The following is a 24602-nucleotide window of genomic DNA, read 5'->3' on the forward strand; positions in this document are numbered from 1 at the left end:
TCAACAATGAAAAATATTTATTCACTCTTCATTATACTCTTCTTGATTTCATGTCAAACGCAAAAGAAGCAAGAAAAAAATCTTGAAAAAAAAGAAAGCAAACCCAATATTGTCATCCTATATTTGGATGATTTGGGTTACGGCGATTTAAGTGCGTATGGAGCTACAGAACTCAACACTCCTAACATTGACAAACTAGCCGAAGGAGGTATCAAATTCACCAATGGATATGCTTCCTCTGCTACCTGTACTCCTAGCCGATATGCCTTATTAACAGGAATGTATCCTTGGAGAAATAAAAAAGCAAAAATTTTACCCGGAACCGCACCACTTTTAATTTCCACAGCGCAAAAAACCTTACCAAAGATTCTGAAAAAACAAGGCTACCAAACGGCTGTGGTCGGAAAATGGCATCTCGGTTTGGGAACTGGCGTTGTGGATTGGAATCAAAAAGTGAGTCCAGGACCTAATGAAGTAGGTTTTGATGAAAGCTATATCATGGCGGCTACTCAAGATAGAGTACCTACCGTTTATATTCAAAATGGCGATGTAGTCGGATTGGACAAAAATGATCCGATTCAAGTGGATTACAAAAATAATTTTGAAGGAGAACCGACCGCAATCACAAACCCTGAAATGTTAACTATGAAATGGCATCACGGTCATAACAGTAGCATCGTGAATGGAATTCCTAGAATTGGCTATATGAAAGGTGGCGAAAACGCTAAGTGGGTAGACACAAACATGGCAGATCATTTTCTTGAAAAAGCGCAAGACTATGTCAAATCTCACAAAAAAAATCCTTTCTTTTTGTACTACGCCATGCAGCAACCGCACGTTCCAAGAACACCACATCCAAGATTTGTGGGTACGTCGGGTATGGGACCAAGAGGCGATGTAATTCTGGAAGCCGATTGGGTAATTGGTGAATTCATAAAAACGCTAGAAGAAGAAGGAATTCTAGAAAATACTTTGATTGTATTCTCAAGCGACAACGGACCTGTGCTGAATGACGGGTATTACGATGATGCGGTTGAAAAAATTGGGAATCACGATCAAAATGGAGGTCTTAGAGGAGGAAAATACAGCATTTTTGAAGCGGGCTCAAGAGTTCCGTTCATTACCTATTGGAAAGGAAAAATCACTCCCAAAGTTTCTGATGCCATTGTATGCCAAATGGATTTATTATCCTCATTAGCCGATTTAACAGGAACATCAGCAACGGACACTGATAGTCAGAATTTGTTGTCTGCCTTTTTAGGCGAATCAGAAAAAGGAAGAGAAAACTTAATCATTGAAGCCACTGGAAAAACAGCATTAAGAAGAGGCGATTGGTTGTACATTCCAGCTTATGAAGGAAAGAACTTTAGAGAAGAAGTAGGCATCGAAGTGGGGAATTTTCCGTTTGAACAATTGTATAATTTGAAAGATGATAAATCTCAAAAAAACAATCTGGCAGATACACATCCTGAAAAATTAGACGAGTTAAAAGCAATTTTTCTAAAGCTCCGAGGAGAAGACTATACCAAAGGAGTGAAAGAAGTTGTATTTCAATAATAAATATAGAAAGCAGCGTGACAAGAACATACAAAAAATCCATTAACTTTTAGTCAAACACTAGTCAACCATGATTCAAATTTTAGCATTTATAGGCTTTACAGCTTTAGTAGCAATTATATCCTACTACAAAACAAGAAATACAAAAGAGTCTACTTCAGATGGATATTTTCTAGGCGGAAGAAGCCTAACCGCTGGGGTAATTGCGGGGTCACTTTTACTTACCAACTTATCTACGGAACAAATTGTGGGATTAAACGGTTCTGCCTATTCAAGTGGTTTATCAGTAATGGTCTGGGAAACATTGGCAGCTATTGCCATGGTCGCTACTGCCCTATTCTTATTACCCAGATATCTCAAAGATGGACTCACCACAGTTCCTGGTTTTTTAGCCAAACGATTTGATGTGACCACAAAAACCTTAACCTCAGGATTGTTCCTAACTGGCTATGTAGTGGTTTTATTGCCTATTATTTTATACTCGGGTTCCTTAGCAATCAGCGGTATGTTTGATGTGCCAAAATTGTTAGGTGTAACACACACGCAATCTATTTGGATTTGCGTTTGGGGTATTGGAATCATTGGTTCAATATACGCTGTTTTTGGTGGATTGAAAGCTGTAGCGGTTTCAGATTCTATCAACGCCATCGGATTGTTGATTGGGGGAATTTTAATTCCAATTTTCGGACTGATGCTCATCGGCGATGGTAGTATCTTGGACGGTCTTTCCACACTTACTTCTGAAAATCCTGAGAAATTCAAATCCATGGGAAGCGAAACGGATCCAGTTCCCTTTCATACCATCTTTACAGGAATGATGCTGGTGCAGCTCTTTTATTGGGGAACCAATCAACAAATCATTCAAAGAGCGTTGGGAGCTAAAAATTTAAAAGAAGGGCAAAAAGGGTTGTTGCTCGCTTCTTTTATAAAGATTTTGGGACCTATCATCGTCGTCTTACCCGGATTGATTGCATTTCATGTATTTCAAGATAATTTAGAAACGGCAGATAGCGCCTATCCGATGCTCGTAAAAAAAGTACTCCCAACTGCATGGGTAGGTTTCTTTGCCGCAGTTTTGTTTGGAGCTATTTTGAGTTCCTTCAACAGTGTGCTGAACAGTTCGGTAACCTTGTTCGGAATTGACATCTACAAACAGCACATCAACAAAAATGCTGACCAAAAAACAGTCGTTAAATATGGGAAACTATTCGGTATTGCGTTGGCAATCGCTTCTATGTTCGTCGCTCCTTTAATCGCGAATGCAGGAAGTTTATTTGACTATCTTCAAGAAATTAATGGAATTTACAGCATTCCCATATTAACCATTATTGTGGTTGGGTATCTTACTAAGAGAGTTCCTGCCATTGCCGCCAAAGTAGGTTTGGTTTCCGGATGTTTGTTGTACATCATTAGCCAGTTTATCATGCAACCGTATTTTATCAATAAAGCCTTAGCTGCTGCCAAAGCTTCAGGAATTACCGATGAAGCTGCGCTGAAATTAGTAAAAGTAGGTGCCTATCCTCATTTTCTAGATGTGATGGCAATTTTATTTGTATTGAATGCTGCCATTATGCTCATCATTGGAAAAATAAAACCCCGAAAAACGGACTATGTGCAGAAGTATACACAACAAGTAGATATTACACCTTGGAAATATGCTGTGCAAGCGGGTGTTATCATTTGTCTTATGGTCATCGGAGTTTACTACTATTTTGCCTAATCATGGATACTGCACTCATTAGCAAACTAAAGAATAGTTTTCAAGTCGAATTTCAATTGGAACCTTTATTGATTTTTTCTCCTGGCAGAATCAATCTCATTGGCGAACATGTAGATTATAACGACGGATTTGTATTTCCTGCCGCTGTGAATAAAGGAATTGTACTCGCCATTCAAAAAACAGACGACCTTTTGTGTACCGCAATTGCTTCTGATTTTGAAGAATCCTTTCAGTTTAATCTTAATGAGCTAGAAGCCATTCACGGTGGCGGCTGGAGAAACTATCTCATTGGAGTCATCAAAGAACTGCAAAAGTTGGGAAAAGACGTTCAACCTTTTCATGTCTTGTTTGGAGGAAATGTTCCTGCAGGAGCTGGAATGTCATCTTCAGCAGCGTTAGAAAATGCCATTGTTTTCGGACTGAATGAACTCTTTCAATTTGAATTGACCAAGAAAGAAATGGCACTCATCTCACAGCAAGCAGAACATAATTACGTAGGCGTAAAATGCGGCATTATGGATCAGTTTGCAAGCATGTTTGGAGAAGCCGATAAGTTTCTATTACTCGATTGCAGAAGCTTAACATACGAGCCCTACAAGATAGATTTGAATGATTACGACTTGGTTTTAATCAACACAAACGTACAGCACAACCTATCGGATAGCACCTATAACAAACGAAGAGCTTTGTGCGAAAGAGCGGCTTTGCATTTCGGAGAAAAAGCGTTACGAGATGTATCTAAAGAACATCTCTATCAAAAACAACACGATTTTACCAAAGAAGAATTCGACATGATTTTATATATCGTCGAAGAAATAGAACGAACCAAAAGTGCCGCAAAAGCCATCAACGAAAATAATATTGAACGTTTAGGACAATTGCTCTATGAATCACATCATGGCTTATCCAAACAATATCAAGTCAGTTGTGACGAACTTGATTTTCTCATAGACTTTGCAAAAGCTTCCAACGTGGTCATTGGAGCTCGAATGATGGGCGGAGGTTTTGGTGGCTGTACACTAAACTTAATTAAAAAAACAGCTGTGAGCAGTTTTATTGAATCTGTTTCAAATGCATACCAAGAGCAATTTGGCTATAACTGCACACCCATCAACATTAAACTATCAAAAGGAACCCATACGATTTAACTCAATTATGAATCTTCAAGAATACTCTCACAAACGATACAACATTTTAACCCAAGAATGGGTGTTGGTTTCTCCGCATCGATCCAAAAGACCTTGGCAAGGGCAGCAAGAAAAAGTAGTTCGAGAAAAAAGACCTACGCACGATTCTAATTGTTATTTATGTGCCGGAAATACCAGAGCAAATGGCGAAAAAAATCCCAATTACAAAGACGTGTTTGTTTTCAACAATGATTTTGCCGCTTTACAAAAAGAATCTCCAGACTTTTCTGAAGAAGACGGACTTCTTGTTGCACAATCTGAAAGAGGAATTTGTCGCGTGATTTGTTTTAGTCCAGATCATTCTAAGAGTTTGGCGGATATGAATCCTGATGACATCACCAAAGTTGTAAAAGCTTGGAAAACAGAATATCAAACTTTAGGAGAACATGACTTCATCAACTATGTTCAAATTTTTGAAAACAAAGGATCAGTTATGGGTTGTAGCAATCCACATCCACACGGACAAATATGGAGTCAATCTACACTACCCAACGAAGTAGCTAAAAAAGATAAATCTCAAAAACAGTACTTCGACAAAAACAAGCGTTCACTCTTACTCGATTACTTGAAGCAAGAGCAAGCTAAAAAGGAGAGAATTATTTTTGAGAATGATACATTTGTTGTATTGGTTCCCTTTTGGGCAGTTTGGCCTTATGAAACCATGATTGTCCCCAAACAGCATTTACAACACATCGGTTTATTAAATGAAACTCAAGAATACTTGTTTGCAGAGGCTATTTCAAAAATTACGAGTGCTTACGACCAAATTTTTGATACTTCATTTCCGTATTCAGCAGGAATTCACCAAGCACCTACCAACGGAAAAGAAAATACCCATTGGCATTTTCACATGAGTTTTTATCCTCCACTATTGCGAAGCGCCACTGTAAAAAAGTTTATGGTTGGCTACGAAATGTTTGGTTCACCACAAAGAGATATCACAGCTGAGCAGGCTGTACAACGAATAAAAGAAGTCATGTCATGAATAAAAAAGTGATTGTTACTGGAGGATGTGGTTATATTGGTTCACATACCGTTGTAGAGCTCATTGAAAATGGATTTGAAACGGTGGTTTTTGACAATCTTTCTAACTCTAAAGAATTCATTTTAGACCGTATTCAACAAATTACAGGAGTCAAACCTCAGTTTGAAAAGGTGGATTTGGCTAATGCAGAAGCATCAGACAAAGCCTATCAAAAACATGCGGATGCCATTGCCATCATTAATTTTGCAGCGTATAAAGCTGTTGGTGAATCGGTTCAAAAACCCATGATGTATTACAAAAACAATCTGTATGCATTGATCAATTCCATAGAAGCGCAGCAAAAATATGGTATATATCATTTCATTTTTTCCTCTTCAGCAACAGTTTATGGCGAACCTGATATATTGCCTATTACGGAAATGAATCAGATTAAAAGGCCCTTTTCACCCTATGGAAATACCAAAAAGATTGCCGAAGAAATTTTAGAAGATTTTAGCAAATCAAATGAAGCCTTTAAAGTAGTATCGCTCCGATATTTCAATCCCATTGGCGCACATAATAGTGGATTAATTGGAGAGCTTCCCAACGGCATTCCTAACAATCTCTTACCTTACATCACGCAATGTGCCGCTGGTGTTTTAAAGGAATTACAAGTGTTTGGTGACGATTACAACACCAAAGACGGAACCGCCATTCGAGATTATATTCATGTAGTTGACCTAGCAAAAGCTCATGTACAATCTTTAGAACGATTGCTTGCCAACAAAGAAGAAGCTAACTTTGAAGTATTCAATTTGGGTACAGGTAACGGATTTACAGTGTTGGATATTATCAAAACATTCGAGAAAGTTGCTAAGGTAAACTTAAACTATAAAATTGTAGACAGAAGAGCTGGAGATGTAGAAGCTTTATATGCCGAAACGCAACAAGCTGCAGAAAAACTAGCATGGAGCGCAACATTGAATTTGGAAGATATGATTCGGTCATCATGGAATTGGGAACAATCCATACGTGATATAACAGATAAAACTTCTGGAGAAGCTAAGAGATAAAAGCGTACAACACACCAGATTTTTATAATTCTTTTTGGATTAAATTCTATTTTTAAGACAAGTGATTTTGTCAGAAGCAAGATAAAAAACAACGTGAGCTTGGGTTTTCTAGTGTTCTCGACTGCGCTCAAACCGACAAAGAGTTATTTATCAGTAAATTACGAGCAACATGATGATTTCTTACGTCGAATTCACGTTAACTATTCACTCTCCTCTGACTAACTTTTATATGTTACATTTCTCAGCACATTTTTGTTAAATACGGGTTAACCGTTTTGAATTGGACAGTAAATAGTCGATTTTTGTTATAACTAAACCAATTTTAAAACCTATGTTTCGATTCTCTCACCTTGTGTTGTGCGCGTTTTTCGTTAGTTTTTTAACTGCAACTGCACAAGAAAACGTTTCCCTTTCCTATTACTTACCAGCCGATGTTACCTACAATAAAGATATTCCAACACCCGAAAGCGTGATTGGTCATGAAGTTGGAGAATGGCATGTAACGCATGATAAGTTAGTCATGTACATGAAAGTTTTAGCCGAAAAATCCAATCGAATTACGATTGAAGATAGAGGAAAAACATTTGAAAATCGTCCTATTTTATTACTCACGGTGACGTCGCCTGATAATCATCAAAATATCGAAACCATTCGCGAAGCACATGTAAACTTGACAACATCGGAAGGAGCCAATGCGCAAATTACGCAAATGCCAATCGTCGTGTATCAAGGATTCTCCATTCATGGAAACGAAGCTAGTGGTAGTAATGCTGCCTTGCTCCTCGCCTATTATTTGGCTGCTGCCGAAGGCGATCAAATTTATAATTTGCTAAATAATACGGTAATTCTTTTGGATCCATCGTTCAATCCTGATGGCTTACAGCGTTTTGCAGGTTGGGTTAACATGCACAAAAGCGAACATTTGATTACTGATCCGCAAGATAGAGAGTTTGACGAATCGTGGCCACGCGGACGTACAAATCATTATTGGTTTGATATGAATCGTGATTGGCTGCCAGTGCAATTACCAGAATCGAGAGCGCGTATCAAAACCTTTCATCATTGGATGCCAAATATTTTGACAGACCATCATGAAATGGGCTCCAATTCCACGTTTTTCTTTCAACCTGGAATTCCGTCACGTACACATCCGTTAACGCCGCAAATGAATCAGGATTTGACCAAAGAAATTGCTACGTATCACGCAAAAGCCTTTGATAAAATTGGTTCTTTATATTATACCGAAGAAAGTTTTGACGATTTTTATTATGGAAAAGGTTCTACATTTCCAGACATTAATGGAAGCATCGGAATTTTGTTTGAGCAAGGAAGTGCCCGCGGACACGTTCAGGAGAGTGAAAATGGTTTAATCACTTTTCCGTTTGCCATTCGAAATCAATTTACAGCGGCATTGTCTACGCTAGAAGCTGGTAAAAATATGCGCACGACTATTCTACGATACCAAAGACAATTTTATGAAAATGCTAGAAAAGAAGCCGCTAGAACGAGTGCAAAAGCTTATGTTTTTGGTGATGAAAAAGACGCCGCAAAAGCGTATCATTTGGCAGAAATCCTAAAACGTCATCAAATTACAGTACACGAAGTACAGAATGATTTTTCTACAAACGGCACAAAATACAAGAAAGGAGCCAGTTATATTGTGCCGAAAAATCAGCGTCAACATCGTTTGATTAATGCCATTTTTGAGAAACGCACGCAGTTTCAAGACAGTTTGTTTTATGATATTTCGGCGTGGACATTTCCGTTAGCGTTCAATGTGTCGTACGATGAATTGTCATCCTTAAACAATGCGGGAAATGAAATTACAGACTTGCAAGCGCCAACAGGAAACCTCAACGGAAACGGCAATTATGCGTTTTTGTTTGAGTGGAATGAATACTATGCGCCAAAAGCTTTGGCTAAAATCAAAGCGAAAGGATTGCGCGCCAAAGTCGCGATGCTACCGTTTACGTTAGAAGGCGTTCGCTATGATTATGGTACAATTATGATTCCTGTGCAAAATCAAACGTTGAATTTGCAGGAAATGCGCACGTTTTTACGAACTATTGCAAAAGAAAGTCATCTCAACATTACTGCTGTTTCTTCGGGCTTAACCGAAGGAATTGACTTGGGAAGCAACAATTTTGAAGCTATCAAACAACCAAAAATTGCGATGCTGATTGGCGACGAAATTACTTCGTACGATGCAGGTGAAATTTGGCATTTGTTTGATCAACGTTACGAAATTCCACTAACAAAGCTAGATACGCGTAATTTCAGCAGAAAAGATTTATCAAGGTATACACACATTATCTTGCCAAATACATATTCGCTTCCGAAAGACATCACGAATAACTTAAAAACGTGGGTAAAAAATGGTGGAACGTTGATTGGCTACCGAAATACGGTTCGTTATTTACACAATAACAACTTCATCAAACTAGATATTAAGAAAACTGGAATTGACGCCAAAAATGTTTCCTTTGCACAACGCAGAGATCACAACGGTGCGCAAGTGATTGGTGGTGCTATTTTTAATACGAAAATCGACCGTTCGCATCCAATTAACTTCGGATATTTAAAAGATGAATTGCCAATGTTTCGCAATACAACTATTTTTATAAATCCAGATGAAAAAAGTTACAACAATCCAATTCAGTACACAAATTCACCTTTGCTCAGTGGTTATATTTCAGAAGAAAATTTAGAACATTTAAAAAACAGTGTACCTTTCCAAACATCGAGAATGGGCAGCGGACGCGTGATTGCTTTTACCGATAATACCAACTTTAGAGCCTTCTGGTACGGAACAAATAAGTTGTTGATGAATGCTATTTTCTTTTCTAGAATGATGTAGTTTTTTTGGGTGTTGGGTTTTAGGTTTTAGGTTTTAGGTTTTAGGTTTTAGGTTTTAGGTTTTAGGTTTTAGGTGAAAATACTTTTAAATTTTACACTTAGAGTTTTACATTTTAAATTTCGTTATTCGTTATTCGTTATTCGTTATTCGTTATTTGTCACTCTTAACTATTCACTGATAACTTATAACTTAATACTAGTTGTTTGTTTCGCTGTTCTTTTTAGATGAACTATTTAGTCAGATTTCCAATGTATGCATTGAAAAATCGCACAATTATGAGTGAACGAAAAATTAAACAATCATCAATCAAAATGTGATTTCTTTGACAGATTTGAATAAATCTCATTAAAAACCTCTTTTTTTTGCGTTATTTACAATTTTTTAAGAGTCATCTGTATTGCAAAAGTGACTGTTTTTTTGTATTTTTGCGCGACTTCAATTTAAAGAACTATGCAAGCAAAACTTGAAAATACACAAGACATTTCCTTCGATCAATTCAAAGAAGAAATCATTCAAGACTATACCACAGCAGTAATCAGTCGTGAATGCAGCCTTCTAGGTCGTAGAGAAGTGTTGACGGGAAAAGCGAAGTTTGGAATTTTTGGAGATGGAAAAGAAGTACCGCAATTAGCCATGGCGAAAGCATTTCAAAATGGTGATTTTCGTTCGGGGTATTATCGCGATCAAACCTTTATGATGGCGATTGGCGAATTGAACATTCAACAGTTTTTTGCTGGATTGTATGCGCACACCGATATTGATGTTGAACCAATGTCTGCTGGAAGACAAATGGGCGGTCACTTTGCCACGCATAGTTTGGATAAAAATGGTGAGTGGAAAAACTTAACCCAACAAAAAAACTCTAGTGCTGATATCTCTCCTACTGCGGGACAAATGCCGCGATTGCTAGGATTGGCACAAGCATCCAAAATATACAGACACGTAGAAGGTATTGATGCTGAAAAATTCTCAAAAAACGGAAATGAAATCGCTTGGGGAACGATTGGAAATGCGAGTACCAGTGAAGGCTTGTTCTTTGAAACAATCAATGCTGCGGGCGTTTTGCAAGTTCCGATGGTAATGAGCGTTTGGGATGATGAATATGGAATTTCCGTGCATGCAAAGCATCAAACTACCAAAGAAAATATTTCTGAAATTTTAAAAGGATTTCAACGTACCGACACTGAAAACGGTTATGAAATTTTTACTGTAAATGGTTGGGATTATCCGTCGTTGGTGGCAACCTATCAAAAAGCTGCTGATATTTCTCGCGAGCAACATGTTCCTGTGTTGATTCACGTTCAACAAGTGACACAACCACAAGGACATTCTACTTCAGGTTCGCACGAGCGTTACAAAAGCAAAGAACGTTTGGCTTGGGAAGCGGAATACGATTGCAATGCGCAAATGCGCAAGTGGATGATTGAAAACGGTATTGAAACCGAAGAAAATTTAGACGCTTTAGAAAAAGACATTAAAAAGCGTGTCCGCGATGGAAAAAAAGCAGCGTGGAGAGATTTTGTTGCGCCAATGAAGCAAGAGCAACAAGAAGTTTTGCAATTGATAGGTAAACTTGCGGAGTCTAGTCCGAATAAAGTTTTTATCAATAAACTCAAAGAGGAATTAGGCGCTATTGCCGAACCAATTCGTAAAGAAATTGCTAGTTATGCTCGTAAAGCTCTGCGTTTGGTTGTTGGTGAGCATTCTTCTGAACGTACTGCATTAAGCAATTGGATTAAAGTTTATTTCGAAAAAATTCAACCGAAATACAGTTCCCATTTATATAGTGAATCTGCCAAAAGTGTCTTGAAAATTGACGCAAAAGCACCTGAGTATGCTACAGAAGCCGAAGAAGTCGATGCACGTATTGTATTGCGTGATAACTTTGATGCGCTTTTCGCGAAATATCCTGAAGTCTTGATTTTTGGAGAAGATGCTGGAGAAATTGGCGATGTCAATCAAGGATTGGAAGGTATGCAAGCCAAATATGGAAAATTGCGCGTTTCTGACACCGGAATTCGTGAAGCAACCATTTTAGGACAAGGCATCGGTATGGCAATGCGCGGATTGCGTCCTATTGCCGAAATTCAATATTTAGACTATTTATTGTACGCATTGCAAATAATGAGTGATGATTTGGCAACTGTGTTATACAGAACCAAAGGAACGCAAAAAGCACCTGTTATCATTCGTACGCGTGGCCATCGTTTGGAAGGAATTTGGCATTCTGGTTCGCCAATGGGCGCTATTATAAACGCGATTAAAGGAATTCATGTGTTGGTACCAAGAAACATGACCAAAGCGGCTGGATTTTACAATACCTTATTAGAAAGTGACGAACCTGCATTGGTGATAGAATGTTTGAATGGTTATCGTTTAAAAGAGCCATTACCAACCAACTTAGGTGAATTTAAAACGAAAATCGGTGTCGTAGAAACCATCAAAGAAGGAACGGATATGACGGTTGTTTCCTATGGTTCAACCTTACGAATTGTAGAGCAAGCGGCAAAAGAATTGCAAGCCGTCGGAATTGACATTGAAATCATTGATTGTCAGTCTTTAATTCCGTTCGACATTAATCACGATACGGTAAAAAGTGTACAAAAAACCAATCGTTTGCTTGTGGTTGATGAAGATGTTCCTGGTGGCGCGTCTGCGTTTATCTTACAACACATCGTTGACGAACAAAACGGATATCAATATTTAGACAGCAAACCGCAAACACTCACGGCAAAAGCACACCGACCAGCATACGGAACGGATGGCGATTATTTTTCGAAACCTTCGGCAGAAGATATTTTTGAAAAAGTATATGCCATGATGCATGAAGCGAATCCTGCCGAATTTCCTCAACTGTATTAAGCATTATTTTTAATAAGCATAAAAAACGCTAAACTTTTCTCAGTTTAGCGTTTTTTAGTTGTTATATTTAGAGAATGAATTTAACGTCACGAATAACTTCCGTTGTCAACGCAACACCTTTAGATACTGTCATTACGGGAATTTCGACGTTTTTTCTTTCCGAATTGAAATACAAACAACTTCCAGAAATTACATTGCCCGTAAATCGCAGATTGGGACATTTGATAGAGAAAGTCGTTTCTGAACTCATCAACGCTTCTGAAAATTACCAGCTTTTGCATGAAAACGTTCAAATTGTACAAAACAAACAAACCATTGGCGAACTTGATTTTATTATCCAACATACTGAAACCAAAGAAATCATTCATTTGGAATTGGCGTATAAGTTTTATCTCTACGATGCTTCCATTTCGGATGATGTTTCCAAAAACTGGATTGGTCCCAACCGACGTGATGCCTTGCATGAAAAAATAGCCAAACTACAGCAAAAGCAATTGCCACTACTCTATCACGAAGCCACAAAGACAGCTTTGCCTTATTTGAAGTTAGACAGCATCATACAAAAAGTATGTGTGTTGTCGTATTTATATCTTCCATACACACAAAAAATAGCTTTGGACGCTGATTATCAAAAGGCTGTTGCTGGTTATTACATGAACTTTGAAACGTTTCAACGTTTAGACAATCCCGCGAAAGCGTATCACATTCCATCAAAAAAAGCTTGGGGAATCCATCCTGCTAGTAATGAGAATTGGTCAAGTTTTGAGGATGTAAAAGAAAAAATCAAACACAACCTTACGGAAAAAAGAGCGTTGCTTTGCTGGCAAAAACATAAAGATACTTTTGAAACTTTTTTTATTGTTTGGTGGTAAATTTAGATGATTAAAATAATTGATATGCTATTTAGTAGAAAACATATAATAGTTTTAAAAAAACCAATAACAATTTTACGAGACGATTTAAAATCGCCAAATGATGTTATTCAGCTATTACAAATTAACGATTCAATATTAGAAGGTTGTATTGATTTTAGATATGGTTATGGAGGCAGTATTATTTCTACTGTAAATTTAGAAGAATTAAATCGTCATGAAACCACTGTGACTATTAAAAATAGAGTTGACATATTGATGTACATCTATATTTTAATATTATGTTCAGTTTTATGGGGTTTTGCTATTTATGAATTAATGAATGGAGCCAAAATCGGAAGTTTTGAAGTACTGATAAAAAGTATATTTCCATTAATCATTATTGTAATGATAAAATTTACACTACACTTTTACGACAAACGCATTATAAAAACTTATAAATCACTCGTAAAAAATAGAACTCCTAATTAAATATTTTATAAATCTTAATGAATAATCACAAGAAACTACGACTCAAATCGTATCATGAGTCTATTTCTGCTCCTAAAAACTAAAAAAGTTTAGTAGTTTTGGTTGTCATCAAAAATAAAGATTGCGCATGTTTCTTTTTCCTAATTTCAACATTCACAGCACGCCATTACTCATTCTCGTATTACAAGCGTTGGTTTTAGTTGGCTTATTGTTGAAGCGCTATGCAGCGAAAAAGAATGCTTCTGACGCAATTTTGGCGATTTTATTATTGACCGTTTCCTACACACAAATATGTTACACGGTTGGTTTTATGGGTTGGTACGATACCTTTCGCAACACAAAAATCAACTACTTTTTAATTCCCGCAGGAACTGCTATTGCGCCATTGATTTATTTATATGTGAAGTCTGTAACAAAATCAAATTTCAAGTTTTTAAAGAAACATTGGTGGCACTTTGCCATTCCGCTGAGTTTGGTGGCGTATCGCTTCTCAATTTTTACATACGACGCACTACAACCTGGTTTTAACGAAACCCAAAATGGTATTTTGAAAATCGAACTTGATGAGCCAATCATTCTACCAATTTTGAGTGTAGTAGGGTTTTCTGTGATGCTGTTGTATTTGGCATTTACGATTCAATTGTATGTAAATTATCGTCAAAAAATAAAGCAGTATTTCTCTAATATTTTTAAGCTGGAGCTGAATTGGATTCGCAACTTTCTTATTGTGTTTACGTTGCTATTCATCTACAGTTCTGTGCAGGATTTTGTGGGAAGTATTCTTGTAGATTTAGGCTATAAAGAACGTTGGTGGCTGAATTTACTAATGGCAGTTTGCGCGCTGTATATAGGTTTGAAAGGATATATTACCGATACCACAAAGTTGAATACATTGGACTTTAGCTTTTCGCCAAAGCAAATTTCGATTCCTGAATTAACGAAAGATGATAAAAAAGAAATTGACAAAGACGCAATTCAAGCAATTTCAGAGTTGATGGCACAGGAAAAACCCTACTTGAATCCTGATTTGAACCTTTCCGAACTCGCCAAACAAGCCAATTTGACGCGCGGACAACTTTCAGAAATCATCAACAGTGGATTTCAAATGAATTTCAATGATTTCGTGAATTCTTATCGCGTTAACGCCTTCAAAGGAATGCTAAAAGAAGGCAAGCACGAACAACTTTCTTTACTCGGAATTGCCTACGAATGTGGTTTCAACAGCAAAGCAACTTTTAACAGAGTTTTTAAAAAACTGACCAACTTCTCTCCTACGCAGTATTTACAATCGCAGTCTGGTTGATGTTTTTTGGTGTTATTAGTTTTTCGTTATTTGTTTTTTGTGTATGCTGAGCCTGTCGAAGCATTCTCTTTTTTGTTTATAAGTTTATAAAGTTTAGTAGTTTATGAATCAATTCAGTATTCAGTATTCAACATTTAAAATTTTAAGTTTCAAATCACTTCTCGATACAAAATTTCTGCGAAATTTCACTCGAAGTGACGCTTGGGTTTTCAAGTTCAATTTCGAGTTCAAATTAAAAAAGTCTTGACTCCTGACTCTCACAATCCTGATTCCCACAAAAAAACCGCTTTACAAGAGTTGCAAAGCGGCTGATTTTATATTGTTTTAATTTTATCTATTCATTCAAAAAGATACTGATAATGTACCAGAAAAGTAACATCAACGAAGCAAACAATCCTAACGATGCTGCTACGTACTGATCTTCTTCGTATCTGTGAATCATGTTTGACGTTTGGTATAAAATAGAACCACCTGCCAATACCACCATTCCTACACTAAACCACAATCCTAAGTGGAATCCGAAAATCATTCCTGCTACGATTAATCCAATCGCTAAGAAACCTCCAATAGTTAGTGCTGAACTTAAAAAAGAAAAGTCTTTTTTTGTCATAAAAACAATCGCAGACAACCCTGTAAATAACGCTAAAGTCATAATCGCAGCCTGTGTTAATACTGCTGTTCCATTAACTTCCGAAAATTGTAATGCAATAAAAATTAACGGTACAAATATGAACGCTTCTGCAACTACATATAAGAATAACGCTGCGTGATGCATGGTTTTGTCCTTACTTCTTAAAGCGAGTCGTTCTGCATAATTAGTTGCTAACATAAATAATCCTAGCACGACTAACCAAGTCCAGCCTTGAATCATTTGTAAGCCAATATTAACGATAAAATCAACTTGTAAAAAGAGATATTCAACAACTACAAATAGCAATACTGAAAATGCTAAATAGGTGTATGTTTTTTTATAAAAGGCAACTTTTTGGTCTTGCTCTAAAGCACTTACGGGCAGTGCTGGTCTGTATTCTTCCATTCTATACGGTTTTAGATATTTTATCAAATGTACTATTTTGTTTTCAACTCTGCAATGATAGCGGATGAAATACTTGTTAATTTGTTGTTAATGATAAAATTATAAAAATAAAGCCCGACAATAATTTATATCGGGCTTTTATAGTCTAGCAATCGTTTGATTTACTGTTTGATAAACTTTTTGGTGAATGTATTGTGTCCGTCAGAAACTTCCAAAATATAAATCCCAGATGCTAATTGATTGACACGTATTTGTTCGTCTGCTTTTCCAGAAGCTACCGTTTGTCCGTACACATTTTTTATGGCGAATGTTTTTGGAGTTCCGTTATCCAATCGGATGTGTAACATCGTTTCTTTAACTGGATTTGGAAAAATGGTCAAGTTATTTTCTGCGAGCGAAACAGTAGTTGCTTCTTCATTTGTTTCTTTGGTGTTTGACGTTTCTTGTCGTGCTGCCAAAGTTGTGTTTAGCGCGATGTTATCAATTGCAACATCTGCTTGCCAAGTGCCGCCTGTAACTCTGTTGAAGCGGAATTGCACGCTTTGTCCTACATATTCAGAAACATCAACCGCAACCGCATTCCACTGATTGCCTTTGTTGCCTGTTTCAGACCAAATAGTAGTCCATGAAGTGGCGTTGTCATTGCTAATATCCAACGAAATTGTTCCCATATCATTCGCACCATACATGTGATAACTAAAGCTAAAAGAAGCATTCGCTTCGCTTGTTAAATCGTAGCAAGGTGAGTTGATGATTGCTTGTTTGTTAGGATAACCTGTTCCATTTCCAGAAGCTTCCACGTAAATATAATAACTACCAGATACAGCACTTGACGGACCTGTACTTCCTGAAGGTGTTCCATTGGCATCTACTGTCCAATCAATATCATCTTGTGACGATTGTGTCCATGCGCCTAAGGTATTTTCATAACTTTCTGTATATGGAAAATTTGTGATTCCGTTGGCACAACCTTCAATTGCAATGACTTCATCAAGGATGCTGATGTTATCAATGGCAACATCTGCTCTCCATGTACTTCCAGTAACTCTATTGAAACGTACTTGCACGGTACTTCCCGCATACGCGGAAATATCAATACTAGCCGATTGCCAAGCATCTCCCTGATTTCCTGCTCTTGACCAAATAGACGTCCAAGTAACACCTTCGTCTTCGCTGATTTCTACATCCAATGTTCCTAAATCGGTTCCAAACATGTGATAGTCAAAACTAAAGGTTGCTTCCGTAAGTTGTGATAAATTGATACACGGAGAAGTCAAAATCGCTTGTTTATTAGGATAGCCTGTTCCGTTTCCAGAAGCTTCAACATATAGATAAAAACTTCCATCGCTAGCACTTGCAGGACCTGTTCCGTTAGAAGGTGTTGTGCCAGAACGAAGTGTCCAATCAATAGCATCTTCGGTAGATTGCGCCCACGCTCCTAGCGAATTTTCAAAACTTTCGCTGTATGGAAACGTTTCGATTCCGTTTACACAACCAATCGTGATTTCTTCCACAATTACTGTACGTGTTACTTCTGCAGCAGCGTTTCCAGCCGCATCATTTACATTATAGCGAATTGTATATGTTCCAGCAACTGCTGTATCAACCGTTCCTGTAATGCTAATATTTGCTGAAATATCACCATCAATATTGTCCGTTGCTGTAGCACCTAACTCAGTATAGCTATCGCCGATATTGAGATTGAGTATATCAGCTCCGTTCAGTGTAATACTTGGTGGCGTTTCATCAAGAGGCACAACAATATTGACCGTTCGCGTGACTTCCACCGCTACGTTTCCTGCCGCGTCTCGTACGTTGTAAAAAATTGTGTATGTTCCAGCAACTGCTGTATCAACCGTTCCTGTAACTTCTATAATGTCAGTAATATCACCATCCACATTGTCTATAGCAGTTGCGCCAGCATCTGTATACGTATCGTTTACAAATAACTGTACAGGATTGTCGCCAAGTAAGGTGATAATTGGTGCTACCGTGTCTTGAGTCGCAGAAACAATCGTTACTGTATAATCTTCTACTTCTCCATAATTGAATGTTTCGCAAGCAGTAGGCAACACATTGTATTTCATAGAAATACGCATTCGTGTCGTTCCGTTTGGTGCAGAAGTTGGTATGGTAATCACGGTACTTACAGGAGATGCTGTAGTACTTGCCTGCGTCCAAACTTGCTCTCCCGCATCGGTAAAATCGCCATCTTGATTGTAATCGATCCATGCGGCATACGCTTCTCCAAACGGCGTTCCTGGCCATGTTGGTGTTACAGTAAGCATATATTGTCCATTTTTGACCAATTCCGTAGATATATTGGTAAAATCTGAATAGACTTGAGCGCCAGAAGCGTTGTTAATATCGCCAAATTGTACGTTGCTGATGTATTCTTCAGTGACATTAGAACTTTGCGAAGTGCAATAATTTAGTGTCACATTATCCAAAGTAGTAATAGTAACTTCATTGCTTTCGGCAGATTCGTTTCCGGCAGAATCTAAAGCGGTTAGCTTGAATGCATAGCTTGTGTTTGGCGTTAAATTTTCGACCACATAGTTGGTTACTTGCGGAATGGTTTCCCGAAGCGTACCATTTTGATAGATATTGTAGCCTACTATATCTACATTATCTGTAGAAGTGGTCCACATTAAATCGGTAGTCGTTTCCGTTGTATTGAAAGCACTTAATCCTGAGGGTGCTGTTGGCGGTTCGGTATCTTGTGAAATATCTGTGACGATAGAAATGGTTTGCGACGAGGAAAAATAACCACAAGTTCCTGCGCTGTAGGTTACTACATAATCACCAGGTGTTGAGTTGGCAGTGTCAATTTCGCCAGTTGACGGATTGATTGCCAATCCCGCTGGAGCGGAAAATATTCCATTAGCAACTCCTGTGACGATTGGTGACGGATTCGGTCCGTTGACAGCATACATGCTTGCTAAATACCCAAAGTTTGCAAAATCATTGTAATGTGTATTGATGAAGTTTAACACCACTGCCGCATAATCTTTGGCAAACGGCACTAAGGTTTGCGGACGCGAATCGTAGACTTGACCGTTGTAGGTTCCTAAATCGCGCACACGACGATTGACTTCCGTCATAATTCCATCAATAGTTCCTGCGCCTCCAACGCCGCCGCTGGTACCATTCCCGGAGCCGTGACGGCGATTGTTGTAATAATCTCCATCAAAATAAGCATTCGTGTAGGGACGTGTATCGTCGCAACTTGTTCCTCCATTATTCGTAGCACTTGGAATTGCTCTGTAACCGCTCGCACTTCCACAACCAGGATGTCCTAAACTCGCATAGAATGTTCCTGCAGCATCTTGAAACATTTCGCCTAAGCTATTATTTCCTCTGATAAGTTCTTCGTGCGAAAGATTGTTTAGATTGTTGTTTACCAAGTTTCTAATGGTAGATTTGTTAATGATGTTGGCTGCGTTTAAATCGCCAATGTTGAGTTCGTTTGCAGTAATATTGTAGCCTGCTTCTATGCGTGGTATGGAATGACTTTGACCGTGCAAGTCAATATACAATCCTTTTCCCCAGTTTGCTTCTACCGAAGCACTTGCTTGGTCTATAAAATTGTGAAAAGCATTCCAATGGTCTGCTGCATTAGCGTTTCCGCAAGTAGCTTCGTTGATTTCCCTATTTGGGTCAAGTTTGGAACGATGCAAATTGTTGATAATAACATGCGCATAACAGCCTGTTAGTTGAAAGATTTCTTTTTGAATTTCTCGCACTAAAATGTCTGTATTGTCGTCTCTTTCATTGGTTCCGCAACTTCTGTCGGGTAAGGAACTGTCATTATCTGGATAAAAAACACCTCCAATCGTTTGTCCTGATTGAAGAATTCCGCCGTGTGGCGCTGAAATAATGATTGGTAAATTTCCTGGAATGTACTCAATGTAGTTTCGCGTATCGCCTGAAGTTTGTTGGTAGTACGTAGATACGCCTGGCGTTTGCGCTTGAACATAGGTCGCAAGCAAGCATAACACCAAAAAGTGTAGCATTTTTTTCATAGTTTTTATAATTAGGTTAAGTTCAATAGATTATTCTTGGGGCAAATAATCTGTTAAAACAGTTTTCGTTTTTTGAAATATACATGTAGGGCAACATGCATATTTCTAGGGCTATTTTTATTGTTTTTTTAAGGTTATGCAGGCATTACAAATAGTGCTTTTCAACAATTAAAAAGTTTACAAATACGTAAACAAGCTTACTTTTTTATCGATAAAATACATTTTTTAACGATGAAAAACATATTTATACGACTAAAGTAAAAAATTAAGAGAGCAACCATCTCGGTTTTACCTTACAAATTATAGGGTTTATGCATATAAAATGATTTCGTGATATTTTATACATAAAAAAAGGCGTTTTTTAAAAAACGCCTTTCATTAGTATATTATGGGTAATTCTTTTTATTGTTTGAGTGCTGTTACGTAAAACATCGGGTTTTCGTTGAACTGTTTCCAGTCATTTTCTAAATCGGCATATAGTGCATCAATAGCTGCTGTTTCTTCTTCAGAAAGCGTTATTTTTTTGTTCTTTTTGAGTTTTAAGATGTAATCCATCAATTTGTAACAGGATGTAAACTGTCCGCAAGCAATCAACGCATCCATGCGGTCTTTTTGGATGTCTTTTTCATCCCACCACAGTGTTGTCGGCATTTCAGAAGCAATCAATCCGATACTTTTTAATAAGGTACTTGGCGCAGGTTTGATGTTTTTATTAAAGCTAAACGATTTGCTGTACGCCGTTTTTTCACCATTTAATTCATATACAGTCGATGTAATGATTCGGTGACGCAAATCTGAATCAGCATATAATAATCGATAGTTTAAACGTCTGATTTGCTTTAGAAAGATATCATTCACCATAATTACCGTAGAAGATATACGCTCTGTAAGCATGCGTTGAATGAGTCCGACACTTAATTTTTTAAAACTCAATACATCATCTACCAACGGCGGCGGTACATTTTTAGTGAAAAGTGATCTTACAGAACGAATTATAGAACCTTTGATGATTCCAGCGACCAAACCGAAAATCGTAAGCAATAATCCAACTCCAGTAACAATTCCGCCAATAATATACAACGCTGGCCATGCTTGTCCTTTGAAAATTTCCATCGAATTTAGCACCATGAGTAAAATACCCAGTATCAAAATAATCAAATACAACGGTTTGATTTTAAAGTAGCTCAATGCATTTGACACCACACTTTTTATACTACTGCTTTCGTCTTTCTTTTTGGATTCAGGCTGCCAAGGAATCATTTTAAAACTTCCTACATCGTTTACGACAATTAAATCCAGTTCTTTTTTGAGTTCGTCATCGCGTTTTCGGGCAAGACTGATATTCACCATACTTCCAATTCCCTGATTGTCTGCAATTCCGCCATCCATAATTCCGACACCTTCGGCAAAACGTTCGAGCGTTTTTACATTTTTGTAGGCTGTAGTATTTTGATTTTTTATGTAATCATCTGGAAAGACCAACGGTTCAAATCCTAATGGAAAACAGGAAGAAGACGCCGTAATATCGCCCAATTGCAATTGTCCTTCAATTTCTGTTAAATGTTTATTGCTTAACGGTTTGTTTCCAAACAAGCCACAGTTTTGGAATCGGAATGCCAATCCGAACGAAAATTCTGTTGAGTTGAAGCAAATATATTTTAGATTGGATAATTTTTCCGCATCTAAAAACATGTCAAAACTACCTTTATATACGTCCATATCCGCGTATGTTAAGGCAAATGCGTTGATGAGCGAGCGTTTTTTATGCGGATTGTCTTTCCAAACTTGATCATCTCCCAATTTTGCAATGGCAGTTTCGAGTAGTTTGTCGTTTTCAGGTGTGAAATTGTTGTAGAATTCGTTGAAAAACGTTTTAAAATTAAAATCTTTTTGCTGAGAAGCTTTCGAGTACGCCACGCCAAACAGCGTTCCGCCACTCACCGTACTAATGGCTTCTACGTGGTCTAGCAACGGTTTCCCTTGATATTGAATTTTATCATAATACGAAACCACGCCCAAGGCAAAAAAAGTAGCGCGATAGCCACCGCCACTGAAACAAAGTCCAATACTGTCAAATGGAATAAAATCTTTTGTCGTCATAGGTGTCAAATGAAGTTAGTGTTGTTGGTTGTTTTTAAAAGCTATTTCAATCTTGGGGAAGTCACTCAAATATAGTGATTTTTCTTTGATGTTGTTTTTTAGACTTTGTTAGATTTGTTAGATACGCCAGCACTTTTAGATTGTTAGACTTTTGGTTTCGCTTTGCTCAATTGAAAGATTGAAAAATTCAATGATTCAATTCTTCAATCTTTTAATCTTTTAATCTTTTAATTATAAAAAAACACTCTTCTCAATTGAAATATGACTTCTATCAAAAGTCCTAAAAATATTAGTATTTTTGCATTCCAAAATACTATACATGTCTATCACATCGAAAATTCAAGAATACCAACAAAAATTACCAAAACATGTCACCTTAGTCGCGGTTTCAAAAACGAAACCTGTTGCTGACTTGCAAGAAGCGTACGATGCAGGACAACGTGTGTTTGGTGAGAATAAAATTCAAGAAATGGTGGAAAAGTGGGAGCAACTTCCCAAAGACATTTCTTGGCACATGATTGGTCATGTACAACGCAATAAAGTCAAGTATATGGCTGAATTTGTCGATTTGATTCACGGTGTAGATAGTTTTAAATTATTGAAAGAAATCAACAAACAAGCAAAAAAATACGAACGTGTGATTGATTGCTTACTGCAAATCAAAATTGCGGAAGAAGATTCTAAATTTGGCATGTCTGTCGCAGACGCTACTTCACTCCTCGCTTCCAAAGACTTGCAACAATTAGAAAACGTCCGTATTGTCGGTTTAATGGGAATGGCAACTTTTACGGACGATATGAACCAAGTTCGACAAGAATTTAAACGTTTGAAAACAACTTTTGACAGACTGCAACCCAATTACCCAAATTTAGAGATTATTTCTATGGGAATGAGTGGCGATTATGAATTGGCAATTGAAGAAGGCAGCACTATGGTTCGAATTGGCAGTAGTATTTTTGGCGAGAGAAATTATGAGTAAATAATAGTTCCTTTTTTTTGACTTTTCAATTTTTTCATGCTTCATCTTCATGCTTTTTTTAAATAGTATCGTGCGTTTTTATTCGTAAGAAAAGTAATAAAGAATCATTTCACTGCATTTCATCCTAAATTTTTAAATATTAAACGTCAATAGATAGGTAACCTGCGTAGGTATTTTTATATTTATGGCGAATTTTAAAAGAGCGCATATCGTTTGTACGCAATAGTAGACATAGAAACCACTGGTGGAAAATATAATGAAGAAGGAATTACTGAGATTGCAATTTATAAATTTGACGGTCATGAAATCGTAGATCAGTTTATAAGTTTGGTAAATCCAGAACGTGAAATTCAGCCATTTGTGGTGAATTTGACCGGAATTAATAATAAAATGCTGCGCGATGCACCAAAATTCTACGAAATTGCCAAACGCGTTGTCGAAATTACGGAAGATTGCATTATTGTAGCGCACAATGCTAGTTTTGATTACCGAATTTTACAAACAGAATTCAAACGTCTCGGTTTTGAATACAAACGCAAATCTTTGTGTACAGTAGAACTTTCTCAAAAACTACTTCCAGAAATGGAATCGTACAAACTTGGAAAGTTGGTCAGAGCCTTGGGCATTCCGATGAGTGACCGACATAGAGCTTCTGGCGATGCATTAGCGACGGTGAAATTGTTTCAATTGTTGTTAGATAGAGATTCTGAAAAAAATATTATTCAACAAGCTGTTAAATCAGAGATCAAAAAGAAAGTCGCGACGCGCTTGTTGGATATGCTTGAAACCTTACCTTCTGAGACTGGTGTGTATTATATTCACAATGCCAAAGGTGATATTATTTATATTGGAAAAAGCAGAAACATCAAAAAACGCGTCAATCAACACTTTACAGGCACAAATAACAAGTCAAAAAAGATTCAAAAACAAGTCGCCGCAGTTACTTTTGAGCGTACAGGAAGTGAACTCGTAGCGTTGTTGAAAGAAAGTGAAGAAATTAAGCGTAAAAAACCCATGTACAATCGCGCACAGCGAGGCAATATTTTTCAATTTGCTATGACTTCGTATGTAGACGATTATGGTTATATCGGATTTCGTATTTGCAAAGCAGATGCTCGAAAAAAATACATTACCACGTTTACCAATATGTCGCAAGCCAAACATGTGATGTTTAAATTGACGGAAGAATTTCAACTCTGTCAAAAAATTAACGAGTTGCATTCTACCAAAAATAACTGTTTTCAATATACCATTAATGAATGTCATGGCGCCTGTATTCAAAAAGAAGCGCCTGAAAGTTATAACGAACGTGCGCAACAAGCGATTGACAAGTACAGTTACACAAACAAAAATATGTTGATTATTGATCGTGGGCGTCATCACGATGAACGCAGCGCTATTTTGATTGAAAATGGCGAATACAAAGGCTTTGGATTTTATAGCTTAAATTATCAAATCACGAACAAAAGTGTGCTGAAAACCATCATTACACCGATGCAAAACAATCGTGATGTGCAACATATTATTCAAAGTTTTCTTCGACGCAAAAACAGGCTAAAAATTATTACACTTTAAATACCTAATTATAGTACTTTT

General features: G+C 37.4%; 15 protein-coding genes. 12 read left to right on the plus strand and 3 right to left on the minus strand.

Annotated features, from left to right (window positions below):
- Nucleotides 1–6: 6 nt before the first annotated feature.
- The 10 genes from C8N46_RS15625 (at nucleotide 7) to C8N46_RS15670 (ending at nucleotide 14866) form a co-directional block, all read left to right on the plus strand.
- Nucleotides 7–1557, plus strand: coding sequence for a sulfatase family protein (locus tag C8N46_RS15625; RefSeq protein WP_108116035.1), 1551 nt, complete (start codon nucleotides 7–9; stop codon nucleotides 1555–1557).
- Nucleotides 1558–1627: 70 nt separating this feature from the next.
- Complete coding sequence (locus C8N46_RS15630) at nucleotides 1628–3277, plus strand: solute:sodium symporter family transporter (RefSeq protein ID WP_108115863.1); 1650 nt, start codon at nucleotides 1628–1630, stop codon at nucleotides 3275–3277.
- 2 nt (nucleotides 3278–3279) lie between these two features.
- Nucleotides 3280–4425 (plus strand): galactokinase, encoded by a 1146-nt coding sequence (gene galK / locus C8N46_RS15635; protein ID WP_108115864.1) that lies wholly within the window; start codon nucleotides 3280–3282, stop codon nucleotides 4423–4425.
- A gap of 7 nt (nucleotides 4426–4432) precedes the next feature.
- On the plus strand, nucleotides 4433–5449 hold the full coding sequence (locus tag C8N46_RS15640) for a UDP-glucose--hexose-1-phosphate uridylyltransferase (protein ID WP_108115865.1): 1017 nt from the start codon (nucleotides 4433–4435) through the stop codon (nucleotides 5447–5449).
- Entirely contained in the window at nucleotides 5446–6501 is a 1056-nt protein-coding gene (galE, locus tag C8N46_RS15645; protein ID WP_108115866.1) for a UDP-glucose 4-epimerase GalE, read from the plus strand. The genes C8N46_RS15640 and galE overlap by 4 nt, the downstream gene beginning before the upstream one ends.
- A gap of 331 nt (nucleotides 6502–6832) precedes the next feature.
- Nucleotides 6833–9358: a M14 family metallopeptidase gene (locus C8N46_RS15650; RefSeq protein WP_108115867.1), complete on the plus strand. Its 2526-nt coding sequence runs from the start codon at nucleotides 6833–6835 to the stop codon at nucleotides 9356–9358.
- 450 nt (nucleotides 9359–9808) lie between these two features.
- Nucleotides 9809–12220, plus strand: a complete 2412-nt coding sequence (locus tag C8N46_RS15655) for an alpha-ketoacid dehydrogenase subunit alpha/beta (protein ID WP_108115868.1) — start codon at nucleotides 9809–9811, stop codon at nucleotides 12218–12220.
- A 74-nt stretch (nucleotides 12221–12294) separates the two neighbouring features.
- Nucleotides 12295–13092, plus strand: a complete 798-nt coding sequence (locus C8N46_RS15660) for a DUF1853 family protein (protein ID WP_108115869.1) — start codon at nucleotides 12295–12297, stop codon at nucleotides 13090–13092.
- 6 nt (nucleotides 13093–13098) lie between these two features.
- The gene (locus tag C8N46_RS15665; protein WP_108115870.1) at nucleotides 13099–13563 is read left to right on the plus strand and encodes a hypothetical protein; all 465 of its coding nucleotides are present in this window, start codon (nucleotides 13099–13101) and stop codon (nucleotides 13561–13563) included.
- Between the two features lie 127 nt (nucleotides 13564–13690).
- Nucleotides 13691–14866: a helix-turn-helix domain-containing protein gene (locus C8N46_RS15670; RefSeq protein ID WP_245896897.1), complete on the plus strand. Its 1176-nt coding sequence runs from the start codon at nucleotides 13691–13693 to the stop codon at nucleotides 14864–14866.
- 334 nt (nucleotides 14867–15200) lie between these two features.
- On the opposite strand, the gene C8N46_RS15675 is transcribed toward C8N46_RS15670, so the two are convergent.
- The 3 genes from C8N46_RS15675 to C8N46_RS15685 form a co-directional block, all read right to left on the minus strand.
- Nucleotides 15201–15902, minus strand: coding sequence for a Bax inhibitor-1/YccA family protein (locus C8N46_RS15675; RefSeq protein WP_108115871.1), 702 nt, complete (start codon nucleotides 15900–15902; stop codon nucleotides 15201–15203).
- Between the two features lie 161 nt (nucleotides 15903–16063).
- Nucleotides 16064–19927 carry an immunoglobulin-like domain-containing protein gene (locus C8N46_RS15680; protein ID WP_108115872.1) on the minus strand — a complete coding sequence of 1288 codons (3864 nt, stop codon included), beginning with the start codon at nucleotides 19925–19927 and terminating at the stop codon, nucleotides 16064–16066.
- A 402-nt stretch (nucleotides 19928–20329) separates the two neighbouring features.
- Nucleotides 20330–22027: a patatin-like phospholipase family protein gene (locus C8N46_RS15685; protein ID WP_108115873.1), complete on the minus strand. Its 1698-nt coding sequence runs from the start codon at nucleotides 22025–22027 to the stop codon at nucleotides 20330–20332.
- Between the two features lie 319 nt (nucleotides 22028–22346).
- Here C8N46_RS15685 and C8N46_RS15690 point away from each other — a divergent pair, with 319 nt between their 5' ends.
- Together C8N46_RS15690 and C8N46_RS15695 are read left to right on the plus strand one after the other, a co-directional pair.
- Nucleotides 22347–23006 carry a YggS family pyridoxal phosphate-dependent enzyme gene (locus C8N46_RS15690; RefSeq protein ID WP_108115874.1) on the plus strand — a complete coding sequence of 220 codons (660 nt, stop codon included), beginning with the start codon at nucleotides 22347–22349 and terminating at the stop codon, nucleotides 23004–23006.
- A 213-nt stretch (nucleotides 23007–23219) separates the two neighbouring features.
- The gene (locus tag C8N46_RS15695) at nucleotides 23220–24581 is read left to right on the plus strand and encodes an exonuclease domain-containing protein (RefSeq protein WP_108115875.1); all 1362 of its coding nucleotides are present in this window, start codon (nucleotides 23220–23222) and stop codon (nucleotides 24579–24581) included.
- The last annotated feature ends 21 nt before the right edge of the window (nucleotides 24582–24602 follow it).

This window comes from Kordia periserrulae (genome assembly GCF_003054265.1).
Classification (GTDB): Bacteria; Bacteroidota; Bacteroidia; order Flavobacteriales; family Flavobacteriaceae; genus Kordia; species Kordia periserrulae.